This window comes from Stenotrophomonas sp. KH_029 (assembly GCF_057839765.1).
Genome location: NZ_CM174498.1, coordinates 838,355 through 862,084 on the forward strand (window position 1 = coordinate 838,355; position 23,730 = coordinate 862,084).

24 protein-coding genes are annotated in these 23,730 nt (G+C 68.9%); 9 read left to right on the forward strand and 15 right to left on the reverse strand.

Annotated elements, in window-relative coordinates:
* Positions 1–71 precede the first annotated feature (71 nt).
* Genes AC3ITM_RS03775 through AC3ITM_RS03790 form a run of 4 tightly spaced genes read right to left on the reverse strand, consistent with a single transcriptional unit; the run spans position 72 to position 2,934 of the window.
* A complete protein-coding gene (locus AC3ITM_RS03775; protein WP_489268573.1) occupies positions 72–866 on the reverse strand; it encodes an N-formylglutamate amidohydrolase in 795 nt (264 codons plus the stop codon).
* Positions 859–1,410 (reverse strand): NUDIX hydrolase, encoded by a 552-nt coding sequence (locus tag AC3ITM_RS03780; protein ID WP_489268575.1) that lies wholly within the window; start codon positions 1,408–1,410, stop codon positions 859–861. Before AC3ITM_RS03780 ends, AC3ITM_RS03775 begins: the two co-directional genes overlap by 8 nt.
* Positions 1,407–2,357 carry a 5'-3' exonuclease gene (locus tag AC3ITM_RS03785; RefSeq protein WP_489268577.1) on the reverse strand — a complete coding sequence of 317 codons (951 nt, stop codon included), beginning with the start codon at positions 2,355–2,357 and terminating at the stop codon, positions 1,407–1,409. Before AC3ITM_RS03785 ends, AC3ITM_RS03780 begins: the two co-directional genes overlap by 4 nt.
* Before the next feature lies 1 nt (position 2,358).
* A complete protein-coding gene (locus AC3ITM_RS03790) occupies positions 2,359–2,934 on the reverse strand; it encodes a nitroreductase family protein (RefSeq protein ID WP_489268579.1) in 576 nt (191 codons plus the stop codon).
* Positions 2,935–3,274: 340 nt separating this feature from the next.
* On the opposite strand from AC3ITM_RS03790, the gene AC3ITM_RS03795 reads away from it, so the two are divergent.
* Both AC3ITM_RS03795 and AC3ITM_RS03800 read left to right on the forward strand, forming a co-directional pair.
* Positions 3,275–5,587, forward strand: coding sequence for a DUF1631 domain-containing protein (locus AC3ITM_RS03795; protein ID WP_489268580.1), 2,313 nt, complete (start codon positions 3,275–3,277; stop codon positions 5,585–5,587).
* Positions 5,588–5,668: 81 nt separating this feature from the next.
* The gene (locus AC3ITM_RS03800; protein WP_228886347.1) at positions 5,669–6,754 is read left to right on the forward strand and encodes an NAD(P) transhydrogenase subunit alpha; all 1,086 of its coding nucleotides are present in this window, start codon (positions 5,669–5,671) and stop codon (positions 6,752–6,754) included.
* Between the two features lie 96 nt (positions 6,755–6,850).
* Here the strand turns inward: AC3ITM_RS03800 and AC3ITM_RS03805 are convergent, their stop codons facing one another.
* From AC3ITM_RS03805 to AC3ITM_RS03815, 3 genes are read right to left on the reverse strand one after another with little or no spacing between them, the layout of a single operon-like run.
* Complete coding sequence (locus AC3ITM_RS03805; protein WP_489268583.1) at positions 6,851–7,276, reverse strand: DUF3106 domain-containing protein; 426 nt, start codon at positions 7,274–7,276, stop codon at positions 6,851–6,853.
* A gap of 2 nt (positions 7,277–7,278) precedes the next feature.
* A complete protein-coding gene (locus tag AC3ITM_RS03810; RefSeq protein ID WP_489268585.1) occupies positions 7,279–7,614 on the reverse strand; it encodes a hypothetical protein in 336 nt (111 codons plus the stop codon).
* The gene (locus AC3ITM_RS03815; protein ID WP_489268587.1) at positions 7,611–8,174 is read right to left on the reverse strand and encodes an RNA polymerase sigma factor; all 564 of its coding nucleotides are present in this window, start codon (positions 8,172–8,174) and stop codon (positions 7,611–7,613) included. The genes AC3ITM_RS03810 and AC3ITM_RS03815 overlap by 4 nt, the downstream gene beginning before the upstream one ends.
* Positions 8,175–8,303: 129 nt before the next feature.
* Between AC3ITM_RS03815 and AC3ITM_RS03820 the strand changes: the two genes are divergently transcribed.
* Positions 8,304–8,612: an NAD(P) transhydrogenase subunit alpha part 2 gene (locus tag AC3ITM_RS03820; protein ID WP_228886351.1), complete on the forward strand. Its 309-nt coding sequence runs from the start codon at positions 8,304–8,306 to the stop codon at positions 8,610–8,612.
* Complete coding sequence (locus AC3ITM_RS03825) at positions 8,609–10,063, forward strand: NAD(P)(+) transhydrogenase (Re/Si-specific) subunit beta (RefSeq protein ID WP_489268589.1); 1,455 nt, start codon at positions 8,609–8,611, stop codon at positions 10,061–10,063. The genes AC3ITM_RS03820 and AC3ITM_RS03825 overlap by 4 nt, the downstream gene beginning before the upstream one ends.
* Before the next feature lie 127 nt (positions 10,064–10,190).
* Here AC3ITM_RS03825 and AC3ITM_RS03830 read toward each other — a convergent pair whose 3' ends face one another.
* Complete coding sequence (locus AC3ITM_RS03830) at positions 10,191–10,610, reverse strand: hypothetical protein (RefSeq protein ID WP_489268591.1); 420 nt, start codon at positions 10,608–10,610, stop codon at positions 10,191–10,193.
* 118 nt (positions 10,611–10,728) lie between these two features.
* Here AC3ITM_RS03830 and sufT point away from each other — a divergent pair, with 118 nt between their 5' ends.
* The 3 genes from sufT to AC3ITM_RS03845 all read left to right on the forward strand — a co-directional run bounded on the left by sufT (position 10,729) and on the right by AC3ITM_RS03845 (position 14,616).
* Positions 10,729–11,280, forward strand: coding sequence for a putative Fe-S cluster assembly protein SufT (gene sufT / locus AC3ITM_RS03835; RefSeq protein WP_228886354.1), 552 nt, complete (start codon positions 10,729–10,731; stop codon positions 11,278–11,280).
* Positions 11,281–11,341: 61 nt separating this feature from the next.
* On the forward strand, positions 11,342–12,439 hold the full coding sequence (locus AC3ITM_RS03840; RefSeq protein ID WP_228886355.1) for a branched-chain amino acid aminotransferase: 1,098 nt from the start codon (positions 11,342–11,344) through the stop codon (positions 12,437–12,439).
* A 434-nt stretch (positions 12,440–12,873) separates the two neighbouring features.
* On the forward strand, positions 12,874–14,616 hold the full coding sequence (locus AC3ITM_RS03845) for a S8 family peptidase (RefSeq protein WP_489268593.1): 1,743 nt from the start codon (positions 12,874–12,876) through the stop codon (positions 14,614–14,616).
* Positions 14,617–15,057: 441 nt separating this feature from the next.
* Here the strand turns inward: AC3ITM_RS03845 and AC3ITM_RS03850 are convergent, their stop codons facing one another.
* The 3 genes from AC3ITM_RS03850 to wrbA all read right to left on the reverse strand — a co-directional run bounded on the left by AC3ITM_RS03850 (position 15,058) and on the right by wrbA (position 16,569).
* Complete coding sequence (locus AC3ITM_RS03850; protein ID WP_228886357.1) at positions 15,058–15,543, reverse strand: asparaginase domain-containing protein; 486 nt, start codon at positions 15,541–15,543, stop codon at positions 15,058–15,060.
* A 103-nt stretch (positions 15,544–15,646) separates the two neighbouring features.
* The gene (locus tag AC3ITM_RS03855) at positions 15,647–15,982 is read right to left on the reverse strand and encodes a DUF2069 domain-containing protein (RefSeq protein WP_489268595.1); all 336 of its coding nucleotides are present in this window, start codon (positions 15,980–15,982) and stop codon (positions 15,647–15,649) included.
* Positions 15,979–16,569 (reverse strand): NAD(P)H:quinone oxidoreductase, encoded by a 591-nt coding sequence (gene wrbA / locus AC3ITM_RS03860; RefSeq protein WP_228886359.1) that lies wholly within the window; start codon positions 16,567–16,569, stop codon positions 15,979–15,981. The genes AC3ITM_RS03855 and wrbA overlap by 4 nt, the downstream gene beginning before the upstream one ends.
* A gap of 189 nt (positions 16,570–16,758) precedes the next feature.
* Here wrbA and AC3ITM_RS03865 point away from each other — a divergent pair, with 189 nt between their 5' ends.
* Together AC3ITM_RS03865 and AC3ITM_RS03870 are read left to right on the forward strand one after the other, a co-directional pair.
* Positions 16,759–18,033: a YihY family inner membrane protein gene (locus AC3ITM_RS03865; RefSeq protein ID WP_489268597.1), complete on the forward strand. Its 1,275-nt coding sequence runs from the start codon at positions 16,759–16,761 to the stop codon at positions 18,031–18,033.
* Complete coding sequence (locus tag AC3ITM_RS03870; protein WP_489268599.1) at positions 18,030–18,605, forward strand: TlpA family protein disulfide reductase; 576 nt, start codon at positions 18,030–18,032, stop codon at positions 18,603–18,605. Before AC3ITM_RS03865 ends, AC3ITM_RS03870 begins: the two co-directional genes overlap by 4 nt.
* A gap of 183 nt (positions 18,606–18,788) precedes the next feature.
* On the opposite strand, the gene ppk2 is transcribed toward AC3ITM_RS03870, so the two are convergent.
* From ppk2 to hemA, 4 genes are read right to left on the reverse strand one after another with little or no spacing between them, the layout of a single operon-like run.
* Complete coding sequence (gene ppk2 / locus AC3ITM_RS03875) at positions 18,789–19,568, reverse strand: polyphosphate kinase 2 (RefSeq protein WP_489270021.1); 780 nt, start codon at positions 19,566–19,568, stop codon at positions 18,789–18,791.
* A gap of 52 nt (positions 19,569–19,620) precedes the next feature.
* On the reverse strand, positions 19,621–21,324 hold the full coding sequence (locus AC3ITM_RS03880; protein WP_489268601.1) for an O-linked N-acetylglucosamine transferase, SPINDLY family protein: 1,704 nt from the start codon (positions 21,322–21,324) through the stop codon (positions 19,621–19,623).
* 2 nt (positions 21,325–21,326) lie between these two features.
* Positions 21,327–22,412 carry a peptide chain release factor 1 gene (gene prfA / locus AC3ITM_RS03885; RefSeq protein ID WP_489268603.1) on the reverse strand — a complete coding sequence of 362 codons (1,086 nt, stop codon included), beginning with the start codon at positions 22,410–22,412 and terminating at the stop codon, positions 21,327–21,329.
* The gene (hemA, locus tag AC3ITM_RS03890; protein WP_489268605.1) at positions 22,390–23,673 is read right to left on the reverse strand and encodes a glutamyl-tRNA reductase; all 1,284 of its coding nucleotides are present in this window, start codon (positions 23,671–23,673) and stop codon (positions 22,390–22,392) included. The genes prfA and hemA overlap by 23 nt, the downstream gene beginning before the upstream one ends.
* Positions 23,674–23,730: the final 57 nt, after the last annotated feature.

The window sequence follows — 23,730 nt, forward strand, 5'->3', positions numbered from 1 at the left end:
GTGTAAGCATCCGAAGCCGACGTCGGGATGTGTAGGCGGCCGAACATGAAGTAGTCGGGCAGAGCCCGGCTCTATAGGAGGTTGGCTTCCAACTGCTGGAATACCCGCGCCAATCGCTGCGCCCAGGCCAACTGCCCGGCGGCATCGGCAATCAGGTCCTGGCGGATCTCCAATTCCACATGCAGCAGCCCGCGGCCTTCGCCATGCACCGGCACGGCATAGTCGCTGGTGCTGCTGACCGCGTAGGGCTGGTTGTCGCCCACCACCAGGTCGCCTTCATCGCGCAGCGCATCCAGCAGGCGATGCGCGAATCGCGTGTCGCGGTGGTACAGCACGCCGGCATGCCAGGGCCGCTCGGCATCATTCATCACCGGGGTGAAGCTGTGCATCATCACCAGCAGCGTCGGCCGGGCCTGCGCCTGGCGGGCCTCCAGTTCGGCATCGATGCGCGCATGGTAGGGCGCGTGGATCGCATCGATACGCTGTTGCCGCTGCAGCGTCGACAGATGCTGGTTGCCAGGAACGAGGGTGTGGTCGCTGACCGTCGGCATCAGCGTGGGCGAGGCCAACGGCCGGTTGCAGTCGATCACCAGCCGCGAGTACGTCTGCGTGATCGCCCAGGCATCCAGCAGGCGTGCCAGTTCCACGGTAACCCCGGCGATACCGATGTCCCAGCCGATGTGGCGGTTCAGCTCTGCCTGCGGCAGGCCGAGGCCCGCCAGTGACGCCGGCACCTGCTGCCCGGCATGGTCGGCGATCAGCAGGAACGGTGAGCGGCCCTGCGCCTGGTGCACGGTGAACGGCGGCGGGTCCGCCGGCCCGAGCAGGGCCGTGGCGGCATCTGGTCGGGCGGACGAATCAGCCACGCGGGGTGCCGTCCAGATGGTGTTCGATCATCCACAGGCCGGCCCACAGCTTGGCATCCAGTTCATAGCCCTGGCCCATTTTCTCCACCAGCCATGCCGCCGCGCGCGCGCGCGGGACCTCGTGCACGGTGATGTCCTCGCTGGCATCGCCGCCGCCCGGGCCGATCCTGCGCAGGCCGGTGGCGCGCACGAAAGCGATCTTCTCGCTGCTGGCGCCGGAGGAGGTCGGGCCGATCATCAGCACCTCGGCATGCGCGGCGGTCCAGCCGGTTTCTTCTTCCAGTTCGCGCACCGCCGAGACTTCGATCGACTCACCGGCATCGATGTCGCCGACCAGGCCGGCCGGCATCTCGATGGTGGGCGCCTGCACCGGCACCCGGAACTGTTCGACGAACAGCACCTTGTCCTCGGGGGTGACCGCGATGATGATCGCGGCCAACCCGCCCGGATGGGTGCGCTCGCTGTATTCCCACGTGCCGCGCACCACCATGCGCTGGTATTTGCCTTCGTAGACGACCTGGGGGGCTTGGGTGTTGGGGTTCATGCGAACTCGCTGGCAATGGAAGAGGTATCGGTCAGGCCGGCAGCGCTGAACAGGCGGCGGCGGGTCAACGGCCCGAACCGCAGCGCATCGCACAATCCCTGCAGCATCTGCGGATCGGCGCTGATGCGGCTGAAATCGCCCGGTGCGCCGTCCAGCGGCGCATCCAGGGCAATGGTGGTCAGCTGTCGCCACAGCAGCGCATGCTCGCGCTGTTCGCGCAGCCGCACCGCCATCTGTGCTGCCCCGCGCAGGCGCAGGAACGGCACTTCGTCCAGGCGCGCGTAAAGAATGTCCAGGCTGCCGAAATGGGCCAGCAGCACCGCCGCCGATTTGGCGCCCACCCCGGTCACGCCGGGAATATTGTCCACCGCGTCGCCGCACAGGGCCAGGTAGTCGGCGATCTGGTGGGCATGCACGCCATGGCGCGCCTTGACCCCGGCCATGCCCCAGCGCTGGTTGCGCGCGTAGTCCCACTGCTCGTCATGCTCCAGCAGCAGCTGCGACAGGTCCTTGTCGGCCGATACGATCACCCCGCGCATGCCGGCGTCGCGGCGCGCATGCAGGGCGCTGCCGATCAGGTCGTCGGCCTCGTATTGGTGGTGGGCCAGCACCGCCAGCCCCAATGCCATGCACAGGGCCTTGCAGTGCGCGAACTGGCGGCGCAGGGCGTCCGGGGCCGGATCGCGGTTGGCCTTGTAGGCCGCATACAGGCGGTGCCGGAAGCAGCCGTCCAGCGCCTCGTCGAAGGCAACCACGATGTGCCGTGGGCGCTCGCGTTCGAGCAGGTCGAGCAGGAAGCGGGCGAAACCGTGCACCGCGTTGGTCGGCCAGCCCTGCTGGTCCTGGAACTCGTCGGGCATCGAATGCCAGGCGCGGAACACGTACAGGCTGGCATCGACCAAGTACAGCGGTGGGCGCGGCGCGCCGGCGTCGGGCAGGCTGGACATCTCAGCCCACCCAGTCCTGCAGCAGGGCGGCCGGATCCGGGCGCTCGCGCTCGGGCACGGCGGTCCTGGGCGTGCCGACATGGATGAAACCGGCGATGCGCTCGTTGTCGGCCAGGCCCAGGTGGGCGTGCACGGCCGGGTCGAAGGCCATCCAGGCGGTCAGCCACTGCGCGCCGAAACCCAGTGCCTGGGCGGCCTGGAGCAGGGCGAAACAGACGCAGCCGGCGGTCATCAGCTGTTCCTGCTCGGGTACCTTGGGGTTGGGGGTGAGCCGGGCGACGACGGTGATGATCAGCGGTGCATGTGAAAAGCGCAGCCGGTCCTTCTCGACCTGGGCGTCGGACGCCTGCGGGTCGCGCTGGCGGCTGCGCCGGGCCAGGAAGGCCCCCAGACTGTGACGGGCATCACCGGCGATGCGCAGGAAACGGAACGGCACCAGCTTGCCGTGGTCGGGCACCCGCACCGCCGCGGCCAGCATCCGCTGCAGGGCCGCCGGGTCCGGTCCGGGCTCGCCCAGTTGCAGGGCGGGGACCGAACGGCGGGCGTCCAGGGCGTGCAGCGCGGGGGAATCGGGCATGGTCTCTCGGTCGGTTTCACGGAGGGCCAAGTATAGGCGCGGCGTGGTTACGGCAGTTTGTGACGCGCCTTTTCGCGATCTCTGCACGATTTGCGACAAACCGTGATGAACATCACCTAATTAGCGGCATTCCTTCACGTGCCTGTACTCGCTTCCCGTGTGCGCTGGCCGTACGATACAAGGCCTGCCGGTACCCGGCCATGAGGTTCAAAGTGCGGACTGTTTCACTGTCCCTGACCGGCCGGCCGGCCTACCATTCGGACATTGGTGCCTGGGGGGCACCGGCGTTCATTGTTTCCATGCTGCATTCTGTGCCTGCGAGGGTGGGGAGCCTTTTCGCATGATCGCCACGCCCAATCCATTGGGATTGCCGGGTCGTGACCCGGCGTTGTTGAAGCTTGCCAGGGAGGCGGTGCTGCCGGCATTGACCGCGTCGTTCGCGACCGTGCTGGCCCGTTTCGACGACGTATTGTTCGATCGTGCCGGCACTGCCGGTGCGTCGCAGCTGCTGTTCCTGGACGGCATGCGTGAACTGCGCCGCCGCCGCGAAGAGATCGTGGCCGGCTTCGGCGGCCACCTGGGCCAGGCCTGGGCGGCACTGGAACAGGGGCAGCCGCTGTCGGCCGAGGCGACCCTGGCCGGGCACATCGAAGACGGCCTGAGCCTGGTGCCCGAGCATGTGCTGGAATCCCGGCTGGCCGTACGCAATTTCGCCACGGTGCTGCTGCGCGACTGGAAAGCGGTGCTGGGGCGGCTGGATCGCCGCCTGGGCCTGATCGCCGGCAGCCTGGAGCTCAACGCCGACAGCAACCCGATCAGCCCCGAGCACCTGGGCGTGGCCATCCATGAGGCCTTCGCCGGCTGTGAACTGGCCCCGGAAGTGCGCCTGGTGCTGATCAAGCTGTGCGAGCGCGACCTGCATGCACCGATCGGCAAGCACTACGAAAAACTGGACGAACAACTGGCTGCGGCCGGGGTGATGCCGCAGATGGCCGCGCCGCGCCGTGCGCTACCGCGCCCGCCGGCGCCGCGCCATGAGCTGGATGAACTGGTCGATGCGCTCGACCCGGAGCCGCACGCCAGCGCGGCCGACGATGCCGCCGCACCGGCCTGGGCACGGCGCTTTGCCGACCGCTGGGCGCAAAGCCGCGGGCGCATGCAGTCCGCGCATGCCGGCCAGGACGGCGGCGACGCCGGCGAGGCGCTGCAGGGCAACCAGGGCATGTTGCTGGAGGCGCTGCACGAGTTGCTGCAGCAGACCCGGCATGTGCGCGAGGATGCAACTTCGGCGGCCAGCGTGGCGGTCGGCCAGCAGCGCCCGCTCAGCCAGCGCGAGATGATGTCGGTGCTGTCGCTGCTGCAGGCCACCCCGAGTGCGACCCTGCGCGCGGCGATCGGCGAGGACGGCGAATCGCTGGCCCAGCGCCTGAAGAGCGAAGTGCTGTCCGGCGCCACCCGCCTGGGCGTGGACCCGGCCCAGGCGCGGCTGGACCCGCAGGACGAGGATGCGATCGACCTGGTCGGCATGCTGTTTGACGTGATGCTCGATGAGCGCGACCTGGAAGGGCGCTCGCGCGAACTGATCGGCCGGCTGGTGGTGCCGTTCGTCAAGGTGGCCATGCTCGACCGCCGCATGTTCGTGCAGAAGACCCACCCGGCGCGCAAGCTGCTCAATTCGCTGGCCGAGGCCTGCGAAGGCAATACCGGCGAAAGCCAGGCCGAGCGCGTGCTGATGGGCAAGGTCGAGGAAATCATCGAACGCCTGGTGGCCGAGTTCAACGAGAACCTGGCGATCTTCCTGACCCTGGAAGAAGAGTTCCGCGACTTCCTGGCCCAGCACCGCCGCCGCATCGAAATCGCCGAGCGCCGAGCCGCCGAGACCCAGCGTGGCCAGGAAAAACTGGAAATGGCGCGGGTCCGGGCCGCGGCCGAACTGGACCGCCGGATCGCCGATGCGACCCTGCCGCAGGCGATCGGCGAGTTCCTGCGCCAGCCCTGGCAGCACCATCTGACCCTGACCGTGCTGCGCGAAGGCGAAGACGGTGCGTCGGTGGGCGAGGCCCTGGCGCTGGCCGACGGCATGCTGGAGGAAGTGGCCGAGGCGCGCCGGCAGATCGTCGGCAAGCCCTGGCTGCAGGCCTGGCATCCGGGGCTGCGCAAGGTGTTTGCCAGTGTCGGGGTGCATGCCGACGCCGCCACCGGGGCGATCGATGCGCTGCACGATACCCTGCAGGCGATCGCCGAATCGCGCCCGGAACTGGAGCGCGCGCTGCCCGAACTGCCGCAGGTGGTGCTGCCGGCCCCGCCGGCGCAGGAAAGCGCCGCGGTGGAACTGGGCAGCAAGGTCGATGTCAGCGACTTCGACAATGCCGACGCCGACCGTTTCCGCGGCCTGGAGATCGGCAGCTGGCTGGATTTTGTCGACAAGGACGGCAAGGTCCAGGCCGGCAAGCTGTCCTGGGTCAGCCCGATTTCCTCGCGCCTGCTGTTCGTCAACCGCCGCGGCGTACGCTTCTGCGTGGCCTCGCCGGAAGAACTGGCGGTGATGGTGCGGTTGGGCCGCCTGCGCGCGCATATCGACGACGGCGCCTTCGACAGCGCCATGCAGGGCGTGATCGACCGGCTGGACAACAAGAACGCCACCGTCCACTGACCCGGCACAGGCATGGTTTCTGCCCAAACCGAATCGGTAGGTTACGATCCCCCCACAATCGGCTGATCGGCGGGGACGGGCATGGCTGTCGAGGTACTGGTGGTAAAGGAACACGCGCCGGGGGAACGGCGCGTGGCGATGACGCCGGAAACGGCGCGCAAGCTGGCCGCGCTCGGCGCGACGGCATGGTTCGAACCCGGTGCCGGGCAGGCGGCCGGTTTTCCCGATTCAGCCTACTTGGAGGTCGGTGCGCAACTGGCCGACGACACGCGCCTGGCCCAGGCCGACATCGTGCTGTGCGTGCAACCGCCGGACCATGCGCGGCTGGGCCAGCTCAAGTCCGGTGCCAGCCTGGTCGGCATGCTGTACCCGCAGGCCGATGCGACCCGCGCCGGGTTGATCCAGTCGCGCGGGCTGCAGGCCTTCCCGCTGGAACGCCTGCCGCGTACCACCCGTGCCCAGTCGATGGACGTGCTCAGTTCGCAGGCCGGCATGGCCGGCTACAAGGCCATGCTGATCGCCGCGCAGCTGGCGCCACGCTTCTTCCCGATGCTGACCACCGCCGCCGGCACCATCCGCCCCTCGCGGGTGCTGGTGGTGGGCGCCGGCGTGGCCGGCCTGCAGGCCATCGCCACCGCCCGCCGCCTGGGCGCGCAGGTGGAAGGCTTCGATGTGCGCCCGGAAACCCGCGAGCAGATCGAATCGCTGGGCGGTAAATTCCTCGACCTGGGGGTGAGTGCGGTCGGCGAGGGCGGTTATGCGCGCCCTCTGACCGACGATGAGCGCGCCGAACAGCAGCGCCGCCTCGGCGAGCACCTGCGCCTGGTCGATGTGGTGGTCTGCACCGCCGCCGTGCCCGGGCGCCCGGCGCCCAGGATCCTCAGCAGCGCGATGGTGGCGGGCATGAAGCCGGGCAGCGTGATCGTCGATCTGGCCGCCGAGACCGGCGGCAACTGCGAGGCCACCGAGCCGGGCCGCACCATCGAGTTCAACGGGGTCACCATCGATGGCCCGCTCAACCTGGCCAGCCTGGGTGCGGTGCACGCCAGCGAGATGTACGCGCGCAACCTGTACAACTTCGTGGCGCTGTTCCTCAAGGACGGGGCGATCGGCTTCGACTGGGACGACGAACTGCTGGCGAAAACCCGCTGGGTGGCCGCCGCTTGATCCAGGCAGCCACCCATGGGGTGGCTCTACCCCGCGCCCGGTAGAGCCACCCCATGGGTGGCTGCACAGCCCGGCAGCATTGCAACGCTGGGGGCATCACCGCTTCGGCGGCGGCAGATCCTTCACCGGGTTGGCTTTCAACCAGTCCTGGCGCTGCTCCGGGGTCATCTTCTCCCAGCGCGCGCGCAGTTCGTCGCGCTGGGCCGGGCTCAACTGGCGCATCTGCGCGAACAGGGCGCGGGCCTGCTCGCGCTGTTCCGGGCTCATGTTCTCGAAACGATGGCGGCCGCGCCGGGCCAGCTCGCGCTGTTCGGGGGTCATGCTCTGCCAGCGTTGGCCATGTTGCAGCATGCGTTCGCGCTGCGGCGGGGCGGCATCGTTCCAACGGTCGCGGACCGGCGCGATCAGTGCCTCGCGCTGCTGCGGGGTGAGCCGCTCCCAGTCGGGCAGCGTGGCGCTCTGCGCCCAGCCGGTCGCGCTTGCCGACAGCAGGGCCAGCGCCAGGATCAGTCGCGGTTTCATGTTCACTCCATTGCCAGGTCGGTCGTGCCCAGCCACACGTACAGGTCGGGATTTTCGTCGAGCACGTCGCTGCTGTCATCCACCGTGGCCGCCACCGCAGGCGTGGCCGGCCTGGCGGGGGGATTGGCGGTGAAGCTGTAGCCCAGGGCCAGTGCGGCCACCGCCGAGCAGGCGGTGGCCATCCACCAGCCATGGGCGCGGCCGCGCGCGGCGGGGGCAGCCTGGCGGGCGCTGCGCAGCCGCAGCAGGGTGGCCGGCGACAACTGCTGCAGGGCCTGCGCATGCAGGGCATGCAGGGCGTCGTCATCGTGCAGGGGAGGGGCGACGGGGCGGCTCACAGTTCGATCTCCAGGTGTTGCTGCAGCGCCTGCCGGGCGCGTGAAAGATGGGTCTTGACCGCGCCTTCGCTGCAGCCCATGGCCTGGGCGGTGCTGGCGCCGTCCAGCTGCTGCAGCACGCGCAGGGTGAACGCTTCGCGCTGGCGCGCCGGTAGTTGGCGCAGGGCCGCCACCAGCTGGGCGTACTGCTGGCGCTGCTCGTGGGCCTGCGCCGGGCCGGGCGCGCGGTCGGCCCAGTCGATGTCATGCTCGCTGCCGGCCTCGTCGCTGCTGCGCCAGAAGCGCAGGCGGAAGCCGCGGCGGCGCTGCAGGTCCACTACCCGTCGGCGCAGGATGCTCCAGAACAGCGGCGCCCAGTCGGCGGCCGGCTTGTCGCGGTAGGACAGCATCCGCAACATGCTGTCCTGTACGGCATCCAGCGCGTCGTCGCGCTGGCGCAGGCCCGCTTCGGCGAAGCGGAACGCGCGCGGGCCGATGCCGGCCAGGAACGCGTCCAGCGACGCCGGCAGCGTGGCATCGGCCGGGGTGGGCGGGGGCGGCAGTGAGGGGCTCACCAGCACAGGGTAACGCTCGCGCAGGGGGATACGGTGACAACGCGCCAGCGCGCCATCGGTTGACCGGCCTGCAGAACGGTTCAGCGGATGGTTATGATGGGCGGGACGGGATCACCGCCTGGGAGACAGACTGCAATGAACGATGGGTTCGTGGCGTTGTATATCTTCATGCTGGCCGCCATTGCCGGCCATGTGATCATTTCACGGGTGCCGGTGATCCTGCATACCCCGCTGATGTCCGGCTCCAACTTCATCCACGGCATCGTGCTGATCGGGGCGATGGTGGTGCTGGGCCACGCGCAGACCCCGCTGGAGAAGATCATCGGCTTCATCGCGGTGGTGCTGGGCGCCGGTAACGCCGCCGGCGGCTATGTGGTCACCGAGCGCATGCTGGACATGTTCAAGCCCAGCGCCAAGCGCGGCAGCGGGGAGAAGGCGCCTTGAACGTGAGCAGCGCGCAATTGCTGCAGTGGCTGGTGCAGGCCAGCTACCTGGCCGCGGCCACCCTGTTCCTGCTCGGCCTGCAGCGCATGGCCTCGCCGATGACCGCGCGCAGCGGCATCCGCTGGGCTGGCCTGGGCATGCTGATCGCCACGGTGGCCACCTTCTTCCTGCCCGAGCTGCACAATGTCCCGCTGATCCTGGCCGCGCTGGCGATCGGGACCGGGGTGGCCTGGTGGTCGGCCAAGCGGGTGGCGATCACCGACATGCCGCAGATGGTGGCCCTCTACAACGGCATGGGCGGCGGTTCGGCCGCGGCGATCGGCGCGGTGGAACTGCTGCGCTTCTCGTTCCTGGCCAACCGCGATACCAGCCACTGGAGCGCGCAGGCGCTGGCCGACCTGGCCGCACGCCAGCCATCGGCCACGGTGCTGGCGCTGGCGATCATCGGCTCGGCGATCGGCGCGGTGTCGCTGTCGGGGTCCATCATCGCCTGGGCCAAGCTGGACGGGCGGCTGGACCGGCGCGTCACCTTCCCCGGCCAGCAGGCGTTCAACCTGCTGGTGGCGCTGGCGATGGTGGTGCTGGGCATCTGGGCGGCGATCAGCCTCAGCCCGGTGGCGATCATCAGCTTCTTCGTGGTGGCGCTGGCGCTGGGCGTGCTGATGACGCTGCCGATCGGCGGCGCCGACATGCCGGTGGTGATCTCGCTGTACAACGCCTTCACCGGCCTGGCGGTGGCCTTCGAAGGCTATGTGCTGGGCAACGAGGCCTTGATCATCGCCGGCATGATGGTCGGCGCGGCCGGCATCCTGCTGACCCGGCTGATGGCCAAGGCGATGAACCGGCCGATCAGCGGGGTGCTGTTCTCCAACTTCGGCGGTGGTGGCGTGGCGCAGGAAATCAGTGGCGCGCAGAAGCCGATCGAAGCCAGCGACGTGGCGGCCATGCTGGCCTTCGCCGAGCGGGTGGTGATCGTGCCCGGCTACGGCATGGCCGTGGCCCAGGCCCAGCACAAGGTCTGGGAACTGGCGCAGCGGCTGATCGAGCGCGGCATCAAGGTGAAGTTCGCCATCCACCCGGTGGCCGGGCGCATGCCCGGGCACATGAACGTGCTGCTGGCCGAAGCCGGCGTGCCGTACGACCTGATCGCCGACATGGACGACATCAACCCCGAGTTCCCCAACACCGACGTGGTGCTGGTGATCGGCGCCAACGACGTGGTCAACCCGGTCGCACGCACCGACCCGGCCAGCCCGATCTACGGCATGCCGATCCTGGACGTGGTCAACGCGCGCAACGTGGTGGTGATCAAGCGCGGCAAGGGCACCGGCTTTGCCGGGATCGAGAATGCGCTGTTCTACGCCGACAACGCGCGCATGCTCTACGGCGATGGCGCCGGCGCGGCCAGCGCGCTGGTCAGCGAATTGAAGGCGCTCGACGGCGGGCATTGAGGAGCGGCCGCAACGGTCACGACCAACAGTCGTGACCTACCGGCCGCCTCCGGCGTGGCGATGGCCGGTCACCACCAACGGTGGCGACCTACCGGCGGTAGCCCACGACCGTTGGTCGTGGCGCAGATCACCGTGCCACCCACCATCCGATCACCAGCGCCACCGCCAGCCACAGCAGCTCGGCGGCGCCGTTGGCCAGCTGGACCAGGGTCCAGGCCATGAACGGGCCCATCCGCAACGCAGAATCCCATGGATTGAGTCCCATCGACCCGCCCAGGTAAGCCGAAGCGATGCCCCAGTTGGCCGCCACGGCCACCAGCACGGTCGCCGCCAGGGTCAGTGCGACCCGGCCCGGGCCGGCGCGGAAGGTACCCAGGCGCAGCATGAAGGCGATGTCCAGCGCGGCCAGAACCGCCATCCAGCCGGCCTGGCGGCCGCTGAGCAGGGCGATGAACAACCAGGCCAGCGTGGCCGTGACGACACCAAGCAACAACATCGGGGGCCAGAGCCAATGGCGGCTGTGGACAGGCACGGACGTGGGCGACATGCAATCTTCCTGTGAGTGGCCACAGGATACCGGCTTGCGGGGCGACCGGCGCGTGGGCGGCGGCTGGGCTAAAATGGCCGCCTTGCGGGAATTGGCCGCGACCCCCATATCGATCCACATGTACTCCCGTAGCAGCGAACCCGTCCACTTCGAACGCGACTGCGAGGCCGTCATGGTCCCGCAGGGCGAAACGGTCACCCTGCCGGCCGGCAGCTATGGCTACATCACCCAGGCCCTGGGTGGCAGCTATACCGTGTTTGTCGAAGGCAATCTGTTCCGCATCGCCGGCAAGGACGGCGATGCCATCGGCAAAGAGCCGCCACCGGCGCTGGAACTGCCCGCCGATGCCTCCGACGAGGAAGTCGAGAAGCTGGTGTGGCAGCAGCTGCGCACCTGCTTCGACCCGGAGATCCCGTTCAACATCGTCGACCTGGGCCTGGTCTACGAAGTGGACCTCAAGCACCTGGACAACGGCCAGCGCGAAGTCGAGATCAAGATGACCCTGACCGCGCCCGGCTGCGGCATGGGCGAGATCCTGGTCGACGATGTGCGCAGCAAGCTGGAAATGATTCCGACGGTGGCCGAAGCCGACGTCGAGCTGGTGTTCGATCCGCCGTGGGGCCGCCATATGATGTCCGAGGCCGCCCGGCTCGAAACCGGCATGCTGTAACCGCCCGCTGCCGCGCCGCGGTGGTGATGGTGTTCCCCGTAACCAGAACAGGAAATATCCGGTGTCCCAGTCTTCCGTGAGCTTCAACACCACCCGTTCCGCCCAGCCGCGCAGCAGCGAGGAGCGTGAGCGCATCCTGGCCGCCCCCGGTTTTGGTCTGCACTTCACCGACCACATGGTGGAAGTGCGCTGGGACAAGGACACCGGTTGGCACGATGCGGTAGTGCGCCCGTACGGCCCGCTGCAGCTGGACCCGGCCGCGGCGGTGCTGCATTACGGCCAGGAAATCTTCGAGGGCATCAAGGCCTACCGGCATGCCGACGGTTCGATCTGGACCTTCCGCCCCGATGCCAACGGCCGCCGCCTGCAGCGCTCGGCCCAGCGCCTGGCGCTGCCGGAACTGCCGGTGGACATCTTCGTCGAATCGCTCAGGCAGCTGATCGCCGTGGACGCCAGCTGGGTGCCGTCGGCCGACGAATCCAGCCTGTATTTCCGTCCTTTCATGATCGGCGATGAAGCCTTCCTCGGCGTGCGCGGCGCGCACAAGGCCGGCTACTACGTGATCGCAAGCCCCGCCGGCCCGTACTTTGCCAAGGGTGTGGCGCCGGTGTCGATCTGGCTGTCCACCGAATACGCGCGGGCGGCCAAGGGCGGCACCGGCGCGGCCAAGTGCGGCGGCAACTATGCCGCCTCGCTGCTGCCGCAGCAGAAGGCGCAGGCGCAGGGCTGCTCGCAGGTGCTGTTCCTGGACCCGGTGGAAGGCAAGTACCTGGAAGAACTGGGCGGCATGAACGTGTTCCTGGTCTACAAGGATGGCACCCTGGTGACCCCGCAGCTGTCGGGCAGCATCCTGGAGGGCATCACCCGCGAGAGCATCCTGCAGCTGGCCCGCGACCGCGGCATGAAGGTCGAAGAGCGCAAGGTCACCATCGATGAGTGGAAGCAGGGCGTGGCCTCCGGCGAGATCGCCGAAGTGTTCGCCTGCGGTACCGCCGCGGTGGTCACCCCGATCGGCCAGCTCAAGGGCGAGGGCTTCTCGGTGGGCGACATCAACGCCCCGGCCGGCGAAGTGACCATGTCGCTGCGCAAGGAACTGACCGACATCCAGTACGGCCGCCTGCCCGACCGTCACGGTTGGCTGGTGCGCCTGGACGCCTGAGCGTCGCAGGCCCCTGTTGTCGAACCACGAACCCGCCTGGCAACAGGCGGGTTTTTTCATGCCGGCGAAGCCATTGTCCAGCGGTGGCAACAGCGCGCAGGCCCCGGCGCGCAAGGCTTGTCCTGACTTTGAGGACAAATGGGGTCAAAACGGACACCAAGTGACGTGGTGCGACCATTCGAAAGGCGCGAAGTTCCTTCACTTTCACAAACCGTCGACCCGAAAAGTCTCAGATCGGACATTTCACCTGGCTGAAGTGCCGCTGAAACGTTGTTGATTGCGACCCGAAGCACTAGCGTCGGTGTGGGCGGTTTGATTTCAGGGGAACCGATCCAACCACCGGTTCCGATCCGCGCCATCGCTTCAGCAGCCCCCGGATCGGGGCCGGATTTTCAGCCGCGATCGCGGCATCCACTGTCTGAAAGGGAAATCCGATGTCTCATGATCCGCAACCCCGTTTGCGTCAGCGTGCATTGGTTGTGCTGGGCGCTTCCGTACTCTCCACCCTGCTGTTGGCGGCCCCGGCGTACGCCGGCGATGTGCAGCTCAGTGGCCTGGCGTCTGCGCCGGTGCACCGGCAGTTCATCGTCAAGTACAAGGAAACCCCCAGCGTGCCGCTGACCCCCAGCGCGCTGGCCAGTTCGCTCAAGGCCGCCGCCACGGCAGTACCGGCGCAGCAGGGGCGCGCGCTGGGCGTGCAGAAGCTGCGCCAGCTGGCGATCGGCCCGACCGTGCTGCGCACCGACCGCGACCTGGACGTGGCCGAGTCCGAATTGCTGATGCGCCGGTTGGCCGCGGACCCGAACGTGGACTACGTGGAAGTGGATCAGTTGATGCACGCCACCCTGGTGCCCAACGACGCGCGGCTGTCCGAGCAGTGGGGCTTTGGCACCAGCAACGCCTCGATCAACGTGCGCCCGGCCTGGGACAAGGCCACCGGCACCGGCGTGGTGGTGGCGGTGATCGATACCGGCATCACCAACCATGCCGATCTCAATGCCAACATCCTGCCCGGCTATGACTTCATCAACGACGCGGCGATGGCGCGCGACGGTGGCGGCCGCGACAACAACCCCAATGACGAGGGCGACTGGTACGGCGCCAACGAGTGCGGCTCGGGCATCCCGGCGTCCAACTCCAGCTGGCACGGTACCCACGTGGCCGGCACCGTCGCGGCGGTCACCAACAACAGCACCGGCGTGGCCGGCACCGCCTTCAACGCCAAGGTGGTACCGGTACGCGTACTGGGCAAGTGCGGCGGCTACACCTCCGACATCGCCGATGCGATCGTGTGGGCTTCCGGTGGCACGGTGAGCGGGGTGCCGGCCAATGCCAACCCGGCCGAGGTGATCAACATGTCGCTGGGCGGCGGCGGCAGCTGCTCGGCCACCTACCAGAACGCGATCAACGGCGCGGTCTCGCGCGGCACCACGGTGGTGGTGGCGGCCGGCAACAGCAACACCAATGTGTCCTCGTCGGTGCCGGCCAACTGCGCCAACGTGATCGCGGTGGCGGCGACCACGTCGGCCGGCGCCCGCGCCAGCTTCTCCAACTACGGCGCGGGTATCGACATCTCGGCCCCGGGCCAGGCGATCCTGTCCACGCTCAACAGCGGCACCACGGTGCCGGGCAGCGCCTCGTATGCGTCCTACAACGGCACCTCGATGGCGGCGCCGCATGTGGCCGGTGTCGTTGCCCTGGTGCAGTCGGTGGCGCCGACCGCGCTCACTCCGGCCGCGGTCGAAACGCTGCTCAAGAACACCGCGCGCGCCTTGCCGGGCGCCTGCTCCGGCGGCTGCGGTGCGGGCATCGTCGATGCCGATGCGGCGGTCACCGCAGCGCTGGGCGGGACCAACCCGAACCCGGGCGGCACGGTCCTGCAGAACAACGTGCCGGTCACCGGCCTGGGCGCGGCCAGCGGTGCATCGTTGTCCTACACCGTCGCCGTGCCGGCGGGCAGTTCGCAGCTCAAGGTGACCATCGCCGGCGGCAGCGGCGATGCCGACCTGTACCTGCGCTCGGGCAGCGCCCCGACCGACAGCGCCTACAACTGCCGCCCGTACCTGAGCGGCAACAACGAGACCTGCACGGTCACTTCACCGACGGCCGGTACCTGGTACGTGCGGGTGAAGGCGTACTCGACCTTCTCCGGGGTCACCCTGACCGCGCAGTACTGAGCCCGGATCCCTCTCCACTGGGCACGCCCCGGCTTCGGCCGGGGCGTTTTTTTGGGGGTTTGTTTTCTTTTTAGAAGCTGAAAGCCAAAGCCAAAGCCAAAGCCAAAGCTGGATCAAGATCAACGGCCGCGCGTTTGTGCCTGCTCTGGCTTGGCCGGGTACGGGTGGGTTGGCGGGACACGCCGCAAGTACGTCCGTGTAGGCTCGTGAGCGCCATCCATGGCGCCCAACGGTCCCGCCAACCCACCCGTACCCGACCTTTGACAGTGTGCTGGGGCGCAACGAAAGAGCGGCATCGCTGTTCGCTTGGCAGTGCTTTGCTTTGTATGGCTACCAGCCAACTGTCGAGGGTGCGGGCAAAGTGCTGCTTCGAGCTGTGTTTTTTGCTGGCTGTGCTTTTACAAAAAATCCAGCAAACAGTAAAAAACGGCGCCCCTCGGATCAGGCTTCTTCGAAGCGGTTCGCCGCCACGTTCTTGCGCACGTGCTCCGGGTTCCAGATGCGGCCGTTCATGGCGATGTAGATGCCGGTCGGCAGCGATTGCACCGCACCGATCGCGCAGCCGATGTTGAACTCGGCGTCCGAGCCGCGGAAGCGGGCCGGGCTCAGCGCGCCGGTCATCACGATGGTCTTGTCGGTGATCGACTTGAGCACCTTGCCGGTCTGCACCATCGAATCGGTGCCGTGGGTGATCAGCACGTGGCGGGTCGGCTGCGCGGCGATGGTGGCGCGGATCAGCTCGCGGTCCTCGTCGGTGATGTGCAGCGAATCCTTGCGCAGGATCGGGATCACGTTGAAGCGGAAGGTCACGCCCAGCTCGCGCAGGATCATCCCGATCTGCGGATCGCCGATCTGGTAGTCCGACTTGTCGTCGAAGTAGATCTTGTCGATCGTGCCACCGGTGGTGATGATCAGTAGTTCTTCCATTGCGGGCATCCTGGATAGCGGTCAGAACCGCGCGGGCAACCCGCGCCGGGATGCAGATGATACGACCGCCAGCGCCGCCTCGCAGCCGCGGCGACGCGCCGGTTCAGCGCTTCCCGAAGCGGCGGCGCAGGCCCGGCCCGCTGGCCACCCCGATCACCGCCAGCGCCAGCAGCAGCTCGGCCCAGGCCCAGCCGGCGCTTTGCGGGTGGCTCCAGGCGCTCATCACCGCGTGGCTGAACCAGAACAGCGCCAGTACCCCGGCCCAGAACGCCGCCTTGCCACGGCGCCACCACACCCCGGCCGCCAGCAGCAGCGGCGGGGTGGTGAACACCAGTTGGGTGGCCAGCCAGTGCTTGTCATGGGCGAACCACAGCGCATACAGCGCCGCCAGCGCCACCAGCAGCAGCGCCAGCAGGGCGTCGTGCGCGCGCGCGCTCATGCCAGCCGCCGGGCGATATCGGCCACGCGCCGGCCCAGCGCGCGGGCCAGGATCGCCTCGTCCTCGCTGGGCACCGGGTTGTCGTCGGCGCCGGCCACATGGCTGGCGCCATACGGGGTGCCGCCGGTGGTGGTGTGGCTCAGGGCCGGCTCGGTGAACGGAATGCCGACGATCAGGCAGCCGTGGTGCAGCAGCGGCACCTGCATCGACAGCAGAGTCGATTCCTGGCCGCCGTGCAGCGAGGCGGTGGAGGTGAACACCGCCGCCGGCTTGCCGGCCAGGGTGCCGTTGACCCATTCGGCGCCCAGCCCGTCGAGGAAATGCTTGACCGGCGCGGCCATGTTGCCGAAGCGGGTCGGGCTGCCCAGGATCAGGCCATCGCAGTCGGCCAGGTCGCTGATCTCCACATACGGCGCACCGTCGTCGGGTACCGGCGGCCGTGCGGTCTGCGTCACCGCCGCCACCGGCGGCACCGTGCGCAGCCGGGCGCTCATGCCCGGCACCTCGCCGATGCCGCGCGCGATCTGGCGGGCAAGCCGGGCCACCGAACCGCCGCGGCTGTAGTACAGCACCAGGATTTCCGCCATCTCGCTTCCGTCTTCACCGTGTCCGGGCACCAGTATGGCGATGCCGCACACCGAGGGCGAGTGCGTGGCCGTATGCGGGGGCTGCAGCGACATCCCGCCCTGCGGTGGAACAGCCCCTTTGCCGTTCAAGGTGCGCGCCGGCAGGGGCCAATGCGTATCCGTACTCCCTCATCAGGTACCCTTGCGCCGATGGAACCTCTGGACACCCTCAACCTGTGGATGGAGCGCGTGCGCGATCGCGCCCGGGCCGCCAGCTTCGGCCGCTTCCTGTGGCGGCGCTTCCTGGACGACCGCCTGTTCCAGGCGGCCGCGTCGCTGGCCTATACCACCGTGTTCGCGCTGGTGCCGCTGGCGATCGTGGTGTTCGGGGTGCTGTCGGCGTTCCCGGTGTTCGACCGCTGGAGCGACCAGCTCAGCGACTATGTGTTCTCCAACTTCGTGCCCAATGCCGCGCGTGCGGCCGAAGGCTACCTGCGCCAGTTCTCGGCCAGCGCCGGCCAGCTCACCGCCGCCGGCTTCATCGCGCTGGTGGTGTCGCTGCTGATCACCCTCAACAGCGTCGAGCAGACCTTCAACCAGATCTGGCGGGTCAGCTCGGGCCGGCCGCAGCTGACCCGGTTCCTGGTCTACTGGACCGTACTGACCCTGGGCGCGATGCTGGCCGCCGCCTCGCTGGCGGTATCGGCCCGGGTGTTCGCGCTGCCGCTGTTCGGTACCAGCGAGGGCCGCTGGCTGGCCGACGTGTCCTTGACCGTGGCGCCGATCCTGATCGAGTTCGTGTGCATCACCCTGGTCTACCGGGTAGTGCCGCACCACACGGTCAAATGGCGGCATGCGGTGCCCGGCGCGATCCTGGCGGCGGTGATGCTGGAGCTGGTGAAGTGGGGCATGGGCGCCTACCTGGGCAGTTTCCAGTCCTACCAGAAGCTGTACGGCACGGTGGCGTTCGTACCCATCCTGCTGCTGTGGATCTACCTGTGCTGGGTGTCGGTATTGCTGGGTGCGTCGCTGGCCTCGTCGATCGCCGCGTTCCGCTACCAGCCGGCCGATCTGCGCCTGCCCACCGGCTATGAAATCTATGGCCTGCTGCGCCTGATCGGGCGCTTCCAGCAGGCCCGCAGCGAGGGCCACAGCCTGGACGATGACGAAATCCTGCGGTTGGAGCCGATGCTGACCGACTCGCTGCTGCAGACCATGCTGTGCGACCTGGAGGCGATCCGGGTGGTACGCCGCGATGAGCGGGGGGACTGGCTGCTGGCGCGCGATCTGGACAAGCTCACCCTGGCCGATCTGTACGAAACCACGCAGATGCGCATTCCGGTCAAGGAAGCCTACCTGCCGTACCGCGACGACAGCCTGGGCGATGCCTCGATGGCCGCGCTGGATGCGTTGCGGCTGCCGCTGCGCGAGCTGCTCAAGCGACGCGTCAGCGATATCTATACGACCCTCGGAGACAAACGATGAGTGCCAAGCCCCTGCTGATGGCCCTGGGCCTGCTGACCCTGGCCGCCTGCAACAAGCCGGCGGCCACCCCCGAACCCGCCGCTCCCGCCGCGCCGCCGGCGGCGGTGGCCGAAGCGCCCGAACCGGCAGCCCCGGTCGATGAAACCGCCGCCGCGCTCGAGCGCAAGACCGCCGAGCGCCCGCGCCTGGTGCTGCCGGCGCTGGATGGCAGCAGTTACGACCTGGGCGCCCACCGCGGCAAATGGGTGGTGGTCAATTTCTGGGCCACCTGGTGCGCGCCGTGCCGCAAGGAAATGCCGGAGCTGTCGGCCCTGCATGCGATGCGCAGCGAGATCGAAGTGGTCGGGCTGGCCTACGAGGACATCGAGCCGGCCGAAATGAAGGCGTTCCTGGAAAAGCGCCCGGTGACCTATCCGATCGTGATCGTGGACACCTACAACCCGCCGGAAGATTTCGCCATCCCGCGGGGCCTGCCGTTGACCTATCTGATCGCACCGGACGGCAAGGTCGCCAAGCAGTTCCTGGGGCCGGTGACCGCCGCCGACATCGAGGCGCGGATCAAGCAAGGCTGAGCGGCGCCGGGCGTGCCCGCCAATGACCGGCAATCCGGCGCGCGGGTAGATCCACGCCATGCGTGGATGCCGTGCGCAGCCCGACACCGATCCACCCACCGGAACGGCGCTGCCGCCCGGTGGAAAACCAACATTGCAGGCGCCATGACGCCGCCACGGAGAGCATCCACGCATGGTGTGGATCTACGGTGTATCGAAGGCCTGGATCGGCTTCAACACGCCGAAATGCTCCTTGTGCAGCTTGCCTTTCAGTGGCGGCAGCGCCAGCACCGGTTCGTCCACGCGGGTGTCGGGCAGGCGGTCGAGCAGGTTGCGGATCAACCCCAGCCGGCCGCGCTTCTGGTCGTTGAAATCGACCAGCGTCCACGGCGCGGTGTCGTGGTGGGTGGCGCGCAGCATCGCCTCGCGCGCCTGGGTGTAGGCGCTGTACTTGCTGCGTGATTGCAGGTCGACCGGCGACAGCTTCCAGCCCTTGAGCGGGTCCAGGTGGCGTTCGGCGAAACGCTTTTCCTGCTGCGCCTGGTCCACGCTGAGCCAGTATTTGAACAACACGATGCCGTCGTCGACCAGCAGCTTCTCGAACACCGGCGCCTGCGCCAGAAAGGCGTGGTACTCGTCCTGCGTGCAGTAGCCCATCACCTGTTCAACGCCGGCGCGGTTGTACCAGCTGCGGTCCATCAGCACGATTTCGCCGGCGGCCGGCAGGTGGGCGGCATAGCGTTGGAAATACCATTGGGTGCTCTCGCGCTCGGTCGGCTTGGGCAGTGCCACCACCCTGCACTGGCGCGGATTGAGGTGCTCGGCGATGGCCTGGATCGCACCGCCCTTGCCGGCGGTGTCGCGGCCTTCGAACAACACCAGTACGCGTTGCCCGGTGAGCTGTACCCAGCGTGCCATCGCCGCCAGTTCCAGTTGCATCGGTTCCAGCAGGGCCTGGTAGTCCTTGCGCTTGAGCTTGCCCATCGGCGTGCCTCGGTCATCCACGGGAGAATGCCGAGCCTAGCGCAGCGGTGGCTCAGGGGGCGTGTGCGCCCTGCCAGCCGCGCTCGCGCGCCATGTCCTGCACGGCCACGCTGAAATCCCTGGCGAAACCGGCCATGTCGAACAGCCCGCTGTCGGCGCGGCGCAGCGCCAGCTCGGCGCGCAGCTGCCGCAGCGCGGCCGGATCGTTGCCCAGGGCGATGGCGGTGGCGACGAAGGCGCGGTCGTCGGCCACGTTCATCCGGGCCAGGCCCAGGTGGTGGTTGAGGCTGCCGGCCACGCGCGCGGCAAAGGTGGTCCCCGGGCAGGTCAGCACCGGGCAGCCGGCCCACAGCGCGTCGGAGGCGGTGGTGTGGGCGTTATAGGGGTGGGTATCCAGGAACAGGTCGGCCAGTGCGTAGCGGGCCAGGTACTGCGGGTGCGGCAGGCGCGGCATGAACACCAGCCGCGCCGGGTCCAGCTGCGCCTGGCGCGCGGCGTTGCGCAGCCGCGCATCGGCATTGCCCGGCCCGGACAGCAGCCACAGCACGCTGCCCGGCACGCCGTGCAGCACCGCCATCAGGCGCTGCATGCTGCGCGGGTTGAGCTTGTAGCTGTTGTTGAAGCAGCACAGCACCACGCCCTGCGCCGGCAGCCCGCAGTCCTGGCGGGTGGGAGCGGGCTGCAGCGTGCGGGTGGTGTCGGAGGGCTGGAACGCGCGCGGCAGGCGCCGCACGTTTTCGCTGAAGGCCGCCGCCAGGGCGTCGGGCAGGACGAAGGCATCGGCCAGCACGTGGTCGATCCACGGCGCGCCGGAGGTACCCGGGTAGGCCAGCCAGTTGACCTGCACCGGGGCCGGGCGCATTGCCAGCACCTGCGGGGTACCGCCACCGCCCCAGCCACGCAGGTCGAACAACACATCGATGCCGGCGGCGCGGATGGTCTCGGCGATGCGCCGGTGCGGCTGCGCGCCGACCTCGTGCAGGGTATGCGCGGCCGCCTGCAGGCGCTGGCGGATATCGCTGCCGTCGGCGGGGTTGAGCGCGAACAGATGCAGTTCCAGCGTGCCCAGCGCGCGCAGCTGTTCGAACAGGGCCACGGTCAGCAGCCCGGTCGGGTGCGCGCCGAAGCCGTTGGACAAAAAGCCCACGCGCAGCACGCCCCGGGCGCGCACGCTGGCGGCAGGCAGCGGATGCACTTCGGCGCCGACCGCCACCGCCCGTTGCCGCGCGCAGGCCAATTGTTCGGCGGCCGTCCCGTCCTCGCTCAGGAACGCGAACGGTTCGACCAGTGCCTGGCCCTGCGCCACGGCCTGCCGCACCTGCGCCGACAGCCGCTCCAGGTCGCGCCAGTCGCACAGGCGGCGCTGCCAGTTGAGCAGCTGGGCAGTGATGTAGGGCTCGCCGGGCAGCAATGTGTGGGCATGCCGGTAGGCGTCGGCGGCCGCCTCAGGCTGGCCGGCATCTTCCAGCGCGTGGCCCAACCACAGCGCGATGCCCGGGTGCTGCGGGGCGAGCGCGCCGGCCTGGCGCAGCACGCTGGCGGCCTCGGCATGCCGGCCCTGCATCCAGCGTGCCCGGCCCAGCCGGGCCAGGGCTTCGGGATGCGCCGGGCGCAGCTGCAGCGCGCGCGTGGCTGCCTGTTCGCCGGCCAGTACGTCGCCGGCTTCCAGTTCGGCATCGGCCAGCATCACCCAGGCGATGAAGTCGGCCGGTTGGCGCTGCACCGCCTGGCGCAGCTGCTGGCGGCCCGGTTCCATGCTCAGTTGCCTGCCGCCAACTGCGCCAGTTCGTCGGCCTGGTGTTCCTGGATCAGGCGCTCGACCAGCGCATCCAGTTCACCGGCGATGATGTTGGGCAGGTCGTACAGGGTCAGGCCTTCGACCCGATGGTCGGTGATGCGGCCCTGCGGGAAGCTGTAGGTGCGGATGCGCTGGCTGCGGTCGCCACTGCCCACTTGCAGGCGGCGGCTGGCGGCGGTGGCCGCCGCCTGCCGGCTGCGCTCGGCATCCAGCAGCTGCGCCTTCAGGCGCTTCATCGCCTTGTCGCGGTTGGCGTGCTGGCTGCGCTCGGTCTGGCATTCCACCACCACCCCGGTGGGGACATGGGTGATGCGGATGGCCGATTCGGTCTTGTTGACGTGCTGGCCGCCAGCGCCGGAAGAGCGGAAGGTGTCCACGCGCAGGTCGGCCGGGTTGATCACCACCTCATCGACTTCGTCGGCTTCGGGAATGATCGCCACGGTGGCCGCCGAGGTGTGGATGCGGCCCTGCGATTCGGTGGCCGGCACGCGCTGCACACGGTGGGTGCCCGATTCGAACTTCAGCCTGGAATAGGCGCCGCGGCCGACCACCCGCGCCACCACTTCCTTGTAGCCGCCGTGTTCGCCGGGGCTGTCGGACTCGATTTCCACCTTCCAGCCCTGGCGTTCGGCATAGCGGGCATACATGCGGAACAGGTCGCCGGCGAAGATCGCCGCCTCGTCGCCGCCGGTGCCGGCGCGCACTTCCAGGAACAGGTTGCCGTCGTCGCGCGGGTCGCGCGGCACCAGCAGCAGGGCCAGGTCGTGGTCCAGCTGTTGCAGGCGCTGCTGGGCGGCGCCTATTTCCTCTTCGGCCAGTTCGCGCAGGTCCGGGTCGCTGCGCATCGCTTCGGCCGCCGCCAGGTCGGCCTTGGCCCGGGCCTCGTCGGCCAGGGCGGCGGCGATCGGCTGCAATTGCGCGAACTCGCGCGACAAGGCGCGGAAGCGGTCGTTGTCGCCGACCACGTCCGGGTCGGACAGCAGGCGTTCGAGTTCTTCGCGGCGTTCGGCCAGCGCTTCCAGCTTACGGCGCAGGGTCGGCGTCATCGTGCTTCACAGGAGGATGTTGATAACCCGGCTTGGCCGGGAACAGGCGCTCGGCGGCGCGGGTCAGTTCAGTATCGCCGCTCAACGCGGCCGCGCGCAGCGCGGCGGTGGGCGGGTGCAGCAGGCGGTTGGTCAGGCCATGGGCCAGCAGTTCCAGCACTTCCTCGGCCGGCTTGCCGTGGGCCAGTTGTTGGCGCGCCTTGTCCAGCATTTCCACCCGGGTCGCCTCGCCATAGGCGCGCAGTTGCCGCAGCGGGGCCTGGTGGGCGCTGGCCTGCAGGGTCTCCACGAAACGGGCGACCTGCAGTTCGATGATCGCCTCGGCTTCGGCGGCCGCTTCGCGGCGGCTGCGGCGGTTGTCTTCGACCGCCCGTTCCAGATCGTCCACGGTGTACAGGAAAGCGTCGCGCAACTCGCCCACGCCGGCCTCGATATCGCGCGGCACGGCCAGGTCGAACAGCAGCATCGGCTTGTGCCTGCGCGCTTTCAGTGCGGCGGCGACATGCGCCCGGGCAATCACCGGCTCCCGTGCGGCGGTGGCCGAGAACACCACGTCGGCCTCGCCCAGATGGCGTTCCAGTTCGCTCAGCGGCAGCGCCACGCCGCCGTGGCGGCTGGCCAGGTCCTGGGCGTGGGCGAGGGTACGGTTGGCGATCAGCAGCCGCCGCACCTTGCCTTCGCTCAGGTGGCGCGCGGCCAGTTCGATGGTCTCGCCGGCGCCGACCAGCAGCACGGTGGAATCTTCCAGCCGCGCGAACGAGTTCTGCGCCAGGCGCACCGCGGTGGAGGCCACCGACACCGGGTTGGCGCCCACCCGGGTATCGGTGCGGGCCCGCTTGGCCACCGAGAAGGTCTGCTGGAACAGCCGGTCCAGGCGCTGGCCGAGCAGGCCGTGGTCGCGCGCGATCGCCCAGGCGTCCTTGACCTGGCCCAGGATCTGCGGCTCGCCCAGCACCATCGAGTCCAGCCCGGTGGCCACCCGGAACAGGTGGCGCACCGCGTCGGCGTCGGCGTGCCGGTACAGGTAGCCGTGCAGCTGGCCGGCATGGCTTTCCAGCCACTGCGCCAGCGCGTCGCCCGATTCGGCCACCGCGTACAGCTCGGTGCGGTTGCAGGTGGACAGCAGCACCGCTTCGGCCACCTGCGGGGTATCACGCAGCGACGCCAATGCCCGGGGCAGGGCGTCGCCGCCAAAGGAGGCGCGTTCGCGCAGTTCCACTGGCGCGGTCTGGTGATTCAGTCCGAGCACCCACAGGGTCATTGTTCAGTTGCTTGCGATAAGCTGCTGGCCATTCAAGTCGTCATTTTAAGGCCAGAA